This window comes from Spirosoma arboris (assembly GCF_009754945.1).
Lineage (GTDB): Bacteria > Bacteroidota > Bacteroidia > Cytophagales > Spirosomataceae > Spirosoma > Spirosoma arboris.
Genome location: NZ_WPIN01000003.1, coordinates 226149 through 239452, shown reverse-complemented (window position 1 = coordinate 239452; position 13304 = coordinate 226149). Strand labels below are relative to the sequence as shown.

The window sequence follows — 13304 nt, the reverse complement described above, 5'->3', positions numbered from 1 at the left end:
AACTTACCAACTAAATTAAATATCATCTACAAAGGTATTCTCCCGCTTCCGAAAAAAGTACAATGACAATGTTAAACACACGGCCACTATACTGACAGACAGGAGTAAACTATGGAGATTAAAGTACGCTTTTTCGCCGAGTAATGACCAACGAAAGCCGTCGATAATGCCAACCATAGGATTGAGCCAGTAAAAAGGCGCCCACCATTCATTTGCTTTCTCGGAAACAAGTCGGCTACTGTAAGCAATTGGGCAAACATAAAAACCAACCTGTACAATGAATGGAATAAGCTGGCCTATATCGCGAAACTTGACATTGACAGCGGCAAAGAAAAGCCCAAATGCGAACGACGCCAATAAAGCTAAAACAATGAAGGCAGGCAGTAAAAGCAAATGCCAGTCAGGTATGAATCGATACCAGATAGCTAGAAGAATAAACAGGCCCAGCGAAACCAGAAAGTCAACAAAACTAACGGCTATTGAGCTTATGGGCATAATTAGCCGTGGGAAGTAAACTTTGGTGACTAAGTTCGAATTTAGCGTTACGCTATTGCTAATTTGAGTAAAAGCGGTTGAAAAAAATGTCCAGACGGTAATGCCGCCCAGCACCATTAGCGGATAAGGAACTCCTGGGTCGGCAGGTAGTTTGGCAATTTTACTGAAGACGAACACCATAATCAGCATGGTTGTCAGTGGGCGAATGAGCCCCCAGGCTGTGCCAAGTGCCGTTTGTTTATAACGAACAGACACGTCGCGCATCGATAAGATATACATCAGTTCCCGATTGCGCCACAGGTCTCGCCAATAATGCCGCTCTGAGCGACCAGGCTGAATAATTACTTCGTGGGTTTTCAAAGTCAGTTAATAGATTGGTAACAGGATCGTTCTGCTGGTTAGTTAATCAACAACGTTTACTCTTCCCTCATAATGGAGCGGTAGGTTTCTCGGATGAAGATTATAATAATAGCAAGAATAAACGAGATGACACTACCAATCTGTAACCCTTGTGTGCTGAGTACTTCCCGGAATAGCGGCAGACTAACTGGCTCGATAATCGTAAAGAGGGGAGTTTCCCGAATAAGCGATAACCGCATATTATCGGCCTGTTGTAATGCCTGATAATACAGAGTGGTCAGGAATGTTGAGTTTCGAGACAACTTATTTTCCTTAATACGCGCCTGTGCCACTACGACCTGCTGATTCTGATCCATGAATTGGGCCAGCTGATTTTCGGTACCATTTAGAATTCTGGCAATCGAATCTGCCCGTGAATTAAGCATATCATACATCTCACGGGTTTTCTTGGTTTGCTTCCGCTGATAATCTTCTTCAATTGTTTTGAGGTGGCGGGAAAGGAAGGTCGCTGTCAGTAACTCATCTTCCATAAAGCAACTCAGCTCCATAAATGACGATTTACGCTCAGGCTGCTTAATGGCTATTTCTCCTTTAATGCGGCCGTAAATGTCGGCCATAGCGATCTGCTCCAGTTTGTTGTATTCTTCAGGTTTCTTTGACTTTTTAAAATAAAAGGCACGCAATGTGTCATTGTCTTCCCATTCTTTATCGCGAATACCACTGTGGCGAATATAATAATTGACAAGCAGTGTGTCTTTGCCCCGAATGGTATCATGTTGCATCAGGGTTTTTTCAACGACTGGTCGTGACTGGGCATAAATTAAGAAGTTATCGCCAACGAAAATATTCGCATCCGGAGCCCCGGAACTTAGGCCAAAGGCACCGGCTAATTGTCCCAGTTCGCCAAACCCATTACCTGATGAACCACCGCCAAGATTGAACATGATCGATCCTGTATACGTGATTCTTTTCTTGTGCATCAGGTCATAGATAAGACCAATTGCCGACCCGAGGGCGATTAGGATGACTAACAGTTTCCAGTTGCGTCGAAATACGTTTTTTACCTGTAAAACGCGTAAGACAACCGCCTTTGGTGAAATTTGATCGGGTGGTAATGATCGGGCCGTTACCAAAGGGCTGGGAGTGTTTGTATCTGTTAAGTTACTAGAAGCCATGTATTGGAAAGACCTGTTTTAGTTAATGCGGGTAATCAATAAAATAGTGGTGATGAGCGTCAGTAAAGAGCCAGCAACACCAACCGTTGACGTCAGTACCTGTTGAGCGGTCAATGGTACGCTTGTTCGTCGGGGAACGATGATTTCTGCACCCGGCTCAACACGTGGATACACGTTGAAGAACATAAACTTGCGGGTCCGATCGACCGAGCCATTGGCGTAGACAATAAACGATCTCCGGCGCTGCGATTTCGTTGTGAACCCCCCTGTTTCGGAGATGTAGTCCTGGAAGTTCTGTCCACTCCGATATTTCACCGTTTTAGGTAATTGAACTTCACCCTCAATGCGCACCGTTTCGAGTAATTTAGGGATGCGCAATGTATCGCCTTCCTGAAGCAGAATATCTTCGGATGAACCTGGTTTCGCCAAAATCTTCTTTAAATTGATATTAATCGACTCAACCGAGTTGGGGGAGATTACTTCAGCTTCAACCACCGATTTCGAAGCATTGTCTGCAACATCTTCAATGGCACGTTGCTTACGACGTAATTCCTCCGCACTTAGCTTCACGGGTCGAACCAGCGTTGCTCCTTCTACGTAGGCTTGTGGAGTAAGGCCACCAGCTTGATTAACGAGATCCGAAATTTTCTGATCCTTACTGATGATGGCATAAGATCCAGGAAGGATAACTTCTCCGGCGACAGTCGCATAGGTTTGAACGGAGTAGTTGGGCGACCGGCGTACAATAATCTGATCGAATGGCTCTAAGGTGAAATTCTTGTTTTCATCTGAGTTGATCGATAAATCACGATTAACGTTAAAGCGATAAATTGTGGCAATCTGGGCGGAAGGCGAACGGGGATCTACGTCTTTCTTCCGGCGGATCACTTCAACAAGCGAAGCGGCAGCCGACTCCTTTAGACCACCCGTTCGGATGAGCGCGTCGTTCAGCGTCATATTCGCCATATAGGGCATATCGGTATCTATGCTATTTACTTCACCTGTCACAGAAATGGTTGCCGCCTGAGCCAGTTGGAAACGCGATGGAATGATAACCTGATCTTCGCGTTGTAAGGGAATGTCGGGCTCTGTGCCAGCCATAATGTTGGCTAGATTGATGGAAAGGTTTTCCATCGCGAGATCTTCCCGAGTGCGGCTAATGGTAATACGACCTGTAAACGCATCCCCTTTTAGCCCTTCCGCAGAGGCTATAAGTTGCTTCAGTGTTTTATTATTATCCAGCGAATACTCACCAGGACGGTATACTGCCCCCTCGATTGTTAGCTTATTTTCAAAGCGGTTTAAGAGTCGTTCAACGGTAATAACATCACCATCCTGCATGACAAACGTTTTGAATTCGGGAACGGTCACATCCATGAATTTTAATTCCCGGTCGGTCAGTCGCGTTAGCTGAAGCCGATTTTTATATGCATTTGACGTGAAGTCGCCCGCGTAGAACAGGAGACGTTCCAGCGTTTCGCCCTGAAGCATTTCGAAAATATTCGACCGCTTAACAGCTCCGTTAATCTCAACCCGTTCAATATAGGTTGTAAACCGAATGTTGTCATTATCCTGCAACCGTATATCGTTCCGCTGAATACCATTTAGCAGGTAATCATAGAGGTCGAGTGTTGCCATCACGCGGTTGTTCCGAATGAGCTGAACCTTACGAAATGAACCAATATCGTTGGGGCCACCAGCCTGGTAAATAGCGTTCATAACTGTCGAAAGCCCCGACATCGTATAGGTGCCCGGTCGCACGGCATCGCCCGTTACAGTGACCCGGATACTCCGAATATTCCCTAACGAAACTTCCAGAAAGGTATTCTGTGCCCCATACGAAGAGGTACGAAGGCCTACAAACTTGGCCGACATCCGGCTTATCAACCGTTTTTTCGCTTCATCAATGCTTAAACCTGTTACGAAAATAGGCCCAATACCTGTCTGGCCAGAAATATAAACGTAACCTTCCGGGGATATTTTCTGAGAAAAATCACCAACTGAGTAGCCGTACATCTGGATGTTTAGCTCATCGCCTGGTCCAAGGTTGTAATTGCGGGGTGTAGCGATGTTTATATTAGGCTGAAACGTTGTCGCCATAGTGGGGTCATTGAATAGCGCATAGCCGAACAATTTCTCCCGTCTTTCCGTCAACTCTCGATTCCGTGCCCGCCTAACATTTTCTGCCGCGACTTCCTTATCCGTTAATCCCTGTAGGACGGTATCTCCTTTCTGAGAAAAATCATTCCCCGTTGGCGTTTGGGTTGTTCCGGGTGTTGCAGTACGCCCATTGGTTGCTCCCTGACCCGTTCGTTGATTAAGCTGCTGTTGAACACCGGCAGGTAAATTATTTATATTAACCCCTGCTGGAAGAGCCCCTTTGCCCGGTGCTGCTGGTGTGCTACTAGGCAATCCGGAGGCTGGTGTCGCTCCTGCTCCCGTCGAAGGGACGATTTGCGCTTGAGTTGTTAGGCCTACGATAACTACCAGCAGAAGGGCTAAAGTAACGCGGAATTTACGTTGTAAACGGGTTGCCACACGAAGAAAAAAAAATAGCGGCAAGACGTGCATTTTTACTGATTTTTGCATATTTTTAAGATGTCGAACAGCTCGCAAACGATGAGGGCGAATACCTGTATCTAACGTACGGACAGGTTATGTAGTACACAGGACAGTTCAGCCGGCAAAGTAAGCGAACTTTTGTTGGATTATAAATAGTTTCCTTTTGAGCGGTAATTTTTATACCCTTGATTATACAAGGTATAATTTTTCCGATGTTTGGTTTTGGGTAATACGCTACGTAACCGCCCTTTTTAGTCTATTAGTTAGTAACGCTCTATGGCAGAATTGCTGAATCAGTCAGTTCAATACAATGAAGACAGTATCCGCTCGCTGGATTGGCGCGAGCACATTCGCCTGAGACCAGGTATGTACATCGGCAAACTTGGCGATGGATCAGCTGCCGACGATGGCATCTACGTTCTTATTAAAGAAACTATCGACAACTGTATTGATGAGCACGTTATGGGCTTCGGGAAGACCATCGAAGTTCGCGTGACAGACCATCGGGTTGAGGTCCGTGACTTCGGTCGGGGTATCCCACTTGGTAAGGTTGTCGAAGTCGTATCTAAAATCAACACGGGTGGCAAATACGATTCGGGTGCGTTTCAGAAATCGGTGGGCCTTAACGGCGTTGGTACAAAAGCCGTCAATGCGTTGTCCACCTATTTTCGAGTGCAGTCGTTCCGGGAAGGTCGAACCGTTTGGGCTGAATTCGAGCGGGGTGAACTCAAAAACAAAGGAGAAGACTCCACCGCCGAGCGAAACGGCACGTTGATTTGCTTCGAACCCGACGATACCGTATTTAAGAATTTTCATTTCATTCCGCAGTTTCTGGAAAATATGATCTGGAATTACTGCTATCTGAATGCCGGTCTGACGATTGCGTTTAACAAACAAAAATATATTTCGCAGAATGGTCTGCTTGATCTGCTTCGCGATAAGACCAAAAAAGATGAGGACTCCCTACGTTACCCAATCATTCATCTGAAAGGGAATGATCTTGAAATTGCCATGACTCACGGCAATCAGTATGGCGAAGAATATTATTCGTTTGTAAACGGCCAATACACAACTCAGGGAGGTACTCATCTGAATGCGCTCAAAGAAGCTGTCGTGGAAACAGTCCGTCGTCACTTCGATAAGAATTATGAAGTATCTGACATCAGGTCGTCAATTATTGCCGCAGTGAGTATCCGAGTTCAGGAACCTGTTTTTGAATCGCAAACAAAAACAAAGCTTGGATCGCAAAATATGTCGCCTGAGCAGAATGCTCAGTCCGTCAGTTCATTTGTCAAGGATTTTGTGAAAGAACGCCTGGATAATTACCTGCACATCAATCCCGCTGTGCGCGACGCCCTCAAAAAGCGAATCGAGCAGTCGGAACGGGAGCGCAAAGAACTCGCCGGTATTAAAAAATTGGCCAATGATCGTGCCAAAAAAGCAAGCCTTCACAATAAAAAATTGCGCGATTGCCGTAACCATCTGCCCGATCTGAAAGCCGATGATCGTTACCAGTCTACGCTCTTTATTACCGAGGGAGACTCGGCTAGTGGTTCCATTACCAAATCGCGCAATGTGCAGTCGCAGGCCGTGTTTAGTTTGCGGGGGAAACCCCTCAACTGCTTTGGGTTGACCAAAAAAGTAGTGTATGAAAATGAAGAGTTCAACCTACTACAGCACGCTTTAGATATTGAAGAAGGGCTGGACGGGCTGCGCTACAATCGCATTGTCATTGCGACCGATGCCGATGTTGATGGCATGCACATCCGGTTGTTGATGCTGACCTTTTTCCTGCAATTTTTTCCTGACTTAGTACGGAATGGGCATTTGTATATTCTCGAAACGCCTTTGTTCCGGGTTCGGAATCCAAAAAATCATAAGGAAACAACGTACTGCTACTCGGACGACGAAAAGCAAAATGCTATTGATAAATTAATGAAGGGTGGTAAAAAGGTAGAAATCACCCGATTTAAAGGACTTGGTGAGATTTCGCCTGATGAGTTTGGCTTATTTATTGGCGAAAATATGCGGCTGGAACCCGTAATTATGGAAAAGGAAACCTCGGTTCCTAAATTATTAAGCTATTATATGGGCAAAAATACGCCCGATCGCCAGCGGTTCATTATTGACAATCTGCGCATCGAAAAAGACGTAGACGAAGCCGCATTAGTATAAGCCGTCAGTCAATAGTCGTTACGGGGTCGCCATGCGATCATTAGGGATTTTAGCCGTTATTTGCAGGCTATTCCGCCCTTGGCGACTCACGACTATTGACTGACGATTTTTTATGACTTTAGAGTCTCTCCGTAACGACATTGATACCCTCGACGATCAACTGTTGACATTGCTTAATCAGCGCATGGAACTGGTACGTCGGGTAGGTGAACTAAAGCGCTCCACGAATGCCGTTATTTACCGACCCGAACGCGAAAAGCAAATTATTGATCGCCTGCATGAGCAGAACAATGGTCTGTTAAATCGGCCTGCTATCGAAGCAATTTTTCTGGAAATTTTTGCCGTATCGCGCAACCTTGAATTACCCGAACGGGTAGCTTACCTGGGCCCAGAAGGTAGCTTTACGCATCAGGCCGCCGAAAGCCGTTTTGGGGCTATGAGCACGTACATGGCTTTGTCAACGATTCGCTCAGTGTTCGAAAGCGTTGAAACTGAGCGTGCACGTTTTGGAGTCGTGCCAATTGAGAATAATCAGGAAGGTGTTGTTGAGGAAGCGATTGATTTACTCCTCGAAAAAGACCTTCGTATTGTCGCTGAGATTCAGATTCCAGTACATTTTACGTTTGCTACGCAGGCAGAAAGCCTGGCTGATATCACGCATATCTACTCTAAAGACATTGCGTTCCGACAATGTAGCCGGTTTTTGAATGACTATTTCGATGAGCTGAAGGCTGAATTAATACCCGTCGAATCGACATCGAAAGCAGCTAAACTGGCTTCTCAACAGCCCTATACAGCAGCTGTGTGTTCTGGTATTGCCGCCAAATTATTCGATGTGCCCGTCTTATTCGACAACATTGAGGACAGTGATCTAAACCGAACACGTTTTCTAATTCTGGCAAAAGATTTTGTGAATCAACCGAGTGGTCACGATAAAACCACCTTGATTGCCCGCCTACCCAATACGCAATCGCCGGGTGTACTGGCCGAATTTCTTCAGGAGTTTAATACCCGCAATATTAACCTCACTAAAATAGAAAGCCGCCCTCTGCGCGAGGGAGCTACGTTTAAATACTGGTTTCTACTCGAATGCGAAGGACACGCTAATGATCCTGATTTGCAGGAAATCCTGAATCACCACGCTGCCGAAGTAAAACTGCTGGGAAGTTACGTACGGGTTTCTTAGTCGTCTTATAGAGACTGCCGTGTATGAATATGTCATCTGGCCAATACCGACAAAAATGTGAATCGAGCGCTTTAACTTTTTTGGACGAAATTGACTTATAGAGATATGGAAGCGAACGAGAAAACCGATAGAATTGTCGAAGCACGGATGAAACTCAAACGTCGGTTTGAGGACAAAATGGCCCATACACCTTCCCTAATGGATGATAAACCACGCGGGTCGGGCCTAATAAATCGACATGGTATGCCTGCCGTTCCAGTTGGACAGACAGTTACAACTAAATGGCCCGTTCTAGATTTGGGTTATCAACCGAATATCCCGCTTGATAAATGGCAACTCAACATTGATGGGGAAGTCAATCATCCTATTCGACTTAAATGGAAGGATTTGATGGCTTTGCCACAAGTGGAAGATACGAGCGATTTTCACTGCGTTACCACCTGGTCTCGGCTCGATATTCCTTGGGTTGGGGTTCGATTTATGGACTTGGCCGCCTTAGTCGATCCTAAAGGGTCGGCCACGCACATTATGTGTTATGGGTATGATGGGTATTCAACGAATGTTTCCCTTGAAGAAGCTCTCAAGCCCGATGTGCTGCTTGTGCACACTGCCGATGGACAGCCTTTGCCCCGTGAACATGGTGGGCCACTCCGTATGATTACTCCCCAACTTTATGCCTGGAAAGGCTCTAAGTGGATAAAGCGAATTGAATTTCTGACTAAAAATCAGCTTGGTTTCTGGGAAGAACGTGGCTACTCGAATACAGCCTATCCGTGGCGAAATGATCGGTATTCGTGATCAATAAAGATTCCGTTGATATCAGGCCACTGGCAACTAATACAATAGAATATCCTACCAATGGTGCGACCCCGATGGGGTCAAATGTTTATAGCCAATTTTCTCTATAAACATTTGACCCCATCGGGGTCGCACCATTGGTAGGATATTAAGCCAATTTTACTTAGATACTAACTCCAAAAGTAGCTCGGGTTCATTCGTTGTAATATAATCGATATGTTGATCCAGAAACGATTGTAGCATTGATCGGTCGTTTACTGTCCAGGCATTTGTTGTCAAATGCCGTTGTTTGGCATCCTGTAACCAGGCTTCGTTCTTTTTAAGAACCGAGAAATGATAGTCAAATCCCGTCAGATGATCTGCTTCTAATTGTTCCGGTGATTTATCTCCATTGAGATAGGCAACTTTGGCAACCGGATTCAGGGCTTTTACTTTTTTGCAGACATCGTAATCAAAGGCGATGTAGTCAACCCAAGCCTGTGCTTTAAGATGATGGACCATCGCGACAACCCGCTCTGTTAATTCCATCGACCGACCTAGCTTTGACGTTTTTATTTCCAGGATCAAACGGGTTCGATTCTGTTTCATCCCTTCCCGCAAGTAAGACTCCAAGGTAGGCAAAGGCTCGCCGTTACTCAGTTTAAGTTTCGCTAAGTCAGCTGCGGGTGTCTTTTCAATGTCAATGCCCTCGACGGTGGGATCGTGATGGATAAACATGATCGAATCTGATGACATATGGACATCAAATTCACTCCCCATACAGCCTAATTTAACGGCATTGTTTAAAGATGTCAGTGAGTTTTCGGTAGTGCCGCTTTGTTTCCAGGCGCCACGGTGAGCAATAACCTGATTGCGAATAAATTGATCCCTCACCAGTCGAAACGTATCCCGTTGAATCCCCGTGGCATTCTGGCCTTCTATGATGAGATCATACCAGAACTCAGGCGATTTCGTAGCTCCTGACTTTATAGATAATTGATTGGCTTTATTTACGCCAAACAAAGCGGCATTTGGTCCGCGCAGCGTAAATCGAGTCATTGGCTCTTTTGACTGGATTGTACCAATAACCAACTGGGTTGGCGAGTATGTGTAATTTGTGAGCGACAACGTTGATTGTGCCATGGTAACTACAGCTCCGTAGTAAGCCATGAAAGCGAAACTGATCAGGTGAAGGAGCGTTTTTTTCATGAGTAGCGATACGGAAAGAATAGCTGGTTTACTCTTTTCTTCCTTCTTCAATAAATCCGTAACAGAGCATATGGCAAATGGTCATCTGAGCGTCTTCTACCCGACCGTAATGGTCATCCTGAATAGTGATCGACTCGTGGGCGAGATCAGCTAATTTACCACCTTTACCCCCAACTAAGCCGATGGTTGTCAGCCCATTGTCATTTGCCCATTGAACAGCTTTTACTACGTTGGGCGAATTGCCACTAACACTAAGGGTCAATACCAGATCGCCGGGGCGAGCGTAATTCTGGAGTTGCCGAAGGTACACGTCTTCATAAGCATAATCGTTGCCAAGAGCCGTAATCCAGGAGACACTTTCATTCAGCGACATACATCGGAATCGTTTGCCCATGATATCTGATGCACTTTTGCCAAGATCGGTAATAAAGTGCGACACGTTGGAAGCACTACCGCCATTCCCAAAGGCAAATAACTGCCGGTCATCTTCCCAGCATTTTTTGATTAGATTGATGAGGTGTTCTACGCGATCAATGGGGATTGCATCGTAGGCAGCTTTCTGTCGATCCAAGTAATTTTTGAAATAAGTTTGGTTCATGAACTTAGGTAATAGGTAATTTGGGGTACAATAATAGTACGCTATAAGTTGACCTAAAGGCTATCGTAACTCGACTATTGTAAATTAAATACGGGTAGTTGCTAATTCAAGGGCGCCAACAGGAACAGCGTCTTCGCCAAGTTTGGCCAATAAGACGATTGGTGGTGGCTGGAATGATTTCATGACAAAACGAGGTAATGCCTGGCGGACAGCGGCTCGCAGAGGTTCACCAATGAGCGAAATTCCACCGCCCAGTACTATGGCATCAGGATGGAATAAATGAACAACGTGAGAAAGCCCCAGCGCCACTACCGAGCCAATTTGTTCAATCAGCATTCGGGCAACTGGATCGCTGGCTTCGTAGGCGGGGTGTAAAAAACGGGCTTCTTTCCCAATAGAACCATTAGCATGGGCTTGCTGTACAGCTATTTTTAGCGCTGAGTCGTCGGGGAGTTGGGGAAGTAGATCGCGAATCTGCTGGTCGACAGCCCAGCCCGATACGGTTTGCTCAACTGTTTGTCCGGGTGTAGTGTCGCTTGGTGGAACAAGCCACAAATGGCCAATTTCCGCTTCACCAGGTAAGGCTCCATGATAAAGTTGCTGATCTACGACCATGCCTCCACCAACTCCACTGCCAAGTGTAATGTAAAATACACGATTAAAACCAGTACCAACTCCGCATCGTGCTTCGCCAAGAGCGGCCACATTGGCGTCGTTCTCAACGCGTACTCTGGCTCCCGGCGCCTGCTCCTGAAGCCAATTGGCTAATCTAAAGCCAGACCAACCTGCAATTTGATGGGAAGTAGCAATATGTCCGGTTTGCCAATCGACCGGACCACCGAAGCCTACGCCAATCGATTGGGGGAGTTCGGGGAGTTGCCGGATTGTAGCTGCAATTTGGGTCAGAATACCATCTGCACCCTGTGCTGGGTCAATTGCGAATCGAAATCGTTGCGTAATCTGGCCAGTTATATCACCAGTAACCAATTGCAATTTCGTTCCGCCAATTTCAATACCAAGATTCATGCGGCAAAGATAGTTTGTTGTTTCAGGTTTCAGCATGAACATTGAACTTGAAACAACAAACCTGTTATTATCCCTTTTTCATGGTTGCCCGACCCAGGTAGATTTCGTCGCCCTTGAGCGTAATTGTTGTATAAAAATTATAGCCATTCTGCACATAACGAAGCATAATTTGGTTCGTTTGCCCTGAACGGGCATAGGCTTTAGTGGCTGCTACCAGAATCTGATCGCCGTTGACGATGGCTCGTACAAAAGGGACGTCATGAGTTTTTAGTTGATTGGCGTTGTATTTGAGCCAAGTTTGGCCACCGTCATACGAGCATTCAGTTGCTTCGTTGAGGTAAGTTTCCCGGCCATTGAACAGGTCACCGTGATGTTTGAAAAGTCGCCACAACCCATGAACGTAATGTTCGTAACAGGCATAATTACGATCATTACCAAGGCCTTTCTGACTAGGATCGGTAGGAGAGGGTTGGTCGGGGGTAAGATCAAGTTGATCATCCCAGAATAACACCCCATAAGCACCTGTAAACCAATAGAAAATACCCATCCCTTCTGCCACGGCGGGTGGGGCAGCATGTTCAGCTTTGGCACTATTCGGGAGTTCACTTTGGGTATTGAACAGCCACTGCCAGGCAATTCGCTTTTTGGACGATAGCTTCATATTAACTTCCTGCTCCCCCAATAAAGCAGCCAGCCAGTGGCGGTCACCATCACCCGTATGCTTAGCTGAATAATCAAAATCGGGGTAAACGTAATACGTTCCCGGCATCTGGAAATCAGCATAATCTCCAAATGATTTGCCCAGAATATCGTCGGGCATGCCACGCTGGCGGCTGGTTGCTGTATGCTGTGCACGCGTTGTCCATAGCCACTCTGGCTCCGCTTTATAGTCTTCGGCTCGTGAATACCCTACGCTGTTATGGAGCACCGGTGCAATGGACCCAACCAGTGTTTGCGCGCTGGAATTCTCCTTGATCGTTTTGATCATGTATGTGTACAGGTTCGCCTGTTCCTGCCGGTTGGTTACGCTGGTCCCGTCGTTTTCAATATCTAAGAAAATAAGACCAAACGTGCTTTTCCAATCCGTTTCAGGACAATCGCCGAAACTTAAACAGCCTCCTCGTAACTCCGACGATGCCTGAAATAAGGTGTTGTGATTAACTCGAGCTGATGCGTCGGTGCGGTTAGGTACCGTTCGATAGATAGTTTCACTCGCCTTTTCACTATTCTGCGCCCAGGCGAGGCCAAACGCATCCCGGAAATGATTCTGGTAAACAACCCAGGCTCGCTGGCTTTGCTTCAGGACACTTTTCCAACCTTTACCCGGAAAACCATCCCGCCAGAATTCAACACTCGGTACCATCCGACTTTGTTCGACAGACGAGAAGCCGCGCCGGAAAATTTTCGTCCGGTCCTGTTGTACATGCAGGTTTCGCCCGGCCCCACAGAAAGTAAGGGTTTTAGTAGCTGGCAGGATAAAATCGTCTACTACATCCAGGCTATAATACCCTTTTCGAGTACTTGGGGTGAAGCGGGCGCGGGGCGTAAGAGCCAGTGAGGTTTGAGGAGGCAATTGCCCCTGTAGTTTGATGGCAACCGGTTCGGTTAGAGCCGGACGCGAAAACCAATAACCTACACCGGCTAAGCCAGCCACCAAACCTAGTGCAATCAGTTTCATGTTGAGTTTCAAAAGACTATGATCTACGGTGTACGGCTGTATAGACGACTTCGTTAGGCCGTG

10 protein-coding genes are annotated in these 13304 nt (G+C 46.3%); 3 read left to right on the top strand and 7 right to left on the bottom strand.

Translation table 11 applies throughout. The features are described 5' to 3' along the window. Positions 1-15 precede the first annotated feature (15 nt). From GO755_RS08735 to GO755_RS08725, 3 genes are read right to left on the bottom strand one after another with little or no spacing between them, the layout of a single operon-like run. Positions 16-855 carry an ABC transporter permease gene (locus GO755_RS08735; RefSeq protein ID WP_157584374.1) on the bottom strand — a complete coding sequence of 280 codons (840 nt, stop codon included), beginning with the start codon at positions 853-855 and terminating at the stop codon, positions 16-18. A 56-nt stretch (positions 856-911) separates the two neighbouring features. Then, the gene (locus tag GO755_RS08730) at positions 912-2030 is read right to left on the bottom strand and encodes a hypothetical protein (protein WP_157584373.1); all 1119 of its coding nucleotides are present in this window, start codon (positions 2028-2030) and stop codon (positions 912-914) included. A gap of 18 nt (positions 2031-2048) precedes the next feature. Next, positions 2049-4619, bottom strand: coding sequence for a polysaccharide biosynthesis/export family protein (locus GO755_RS08725; protein ID WP_157584372.1), 2571 nt, complete (start codon positions 4617-4619; stop codon positions 2049-2051). A 249-nt stretch (positions 4620-4868) separates the two neighbouring features. On the opposite strand from GO755_RS08725, the gene GO755_RS08720 reads away from it, so the two are divergent. The 3 genes from GO755_RS08720 to GO755_RS08710 all read left to right on the top strand — a co-directional run bounded on the left by GO755_RS08720 (position 4869) and on the right by GO755_RS08710 (position 8751). Beyond that, complete coding sequence (locus tag GO755_RS08720; protein ID WP_198174784.1) at positions 4869-6767, top strand: DNA topoisomerase IV subunit B; 1899 nt, start codon at positions 4869-4871, stop codon at positions 6765-6767. Positions 6768-6879: 112 nt separating this feature from the next. Further along, positions 6880-7953, top strand: coding sequence for a prephenate dehydratase (gene pheA, locus GO755_RS08715; RefSeq protein ID WP_157584371.1), 1074 nt, complete (start codon positions 6880-6882; stop codon positions 7951-7953). A 105-nt stretch (positions 7954-8058) separates the two neighbouring features. Continuing rightward, positions 8059-8751, top strand: coding sequence for a sulfite oxidase-like oxidoreductase (locus tag GO755_RS08710; RefSeq protein ID WP_157584370.1), 693 nt, complete (start codon positions 8059-8061; stop codon positions 8749-8751). A 159-nt stretch (positions 8752-8910) separates the two neighbouring features. Here GO755_RS08710 and GO755_RS08705 read toward each other — a convergent pair whose 3' ends face one another. The 4 genes from GO755_RS08705 to GO755_RS08690 all read right to left on the bottom strand — a co-directional run bounded on the left by GO755_RS08705 (position 8911) and on the right by GO755_RS08690 (position 13241). Continuing rightward, positions 8911-9939, bottom strand: coding sequence for a glycerophosphodiester phosphodiesterase (locus GO755_RS08705; RefSeq protein ID WP_157584369.1), 1029 nt, complete (start codon positions 9937-9939; stop codon positions 8911-8913). Positions 9940-9967: 28 nt separating this feature from the next. Continuing rightward, a complete protein-coding gene (locus GO755_RS08700; protein ID WP_157584368.1) occupies positions 9968-10537 on the bottom strand; it encodes a D-sedoheptulose-7-phosphate isomerase in 570 nt (189 codons plus the stop codon). Positions 10538-10621: 84 nt separating this feature from the next. Next, on the bottom strand, positions 10622-11563 hold the full coding sequence (locus GO755_RS08695; RefSeq protein ID WP_157584367.1) for an ROK family protein: 942 nt from the start codon (positions 11561-11563) through the stop codon (positions 10622-10624). Positions 11564-11630: 67 nt separating this feature from the next. Next, complete coding sequence (locus GO755_RS08690) at positions 11631-13241, bottom strand: hypothetical protein (RefSeq protein WP_157584366.1); 1611 nt, start codon at positions 13239-13241, stop codon at positions 11631-11633. Positions 13242-13304: the final 63 nt, after the last annotated feature.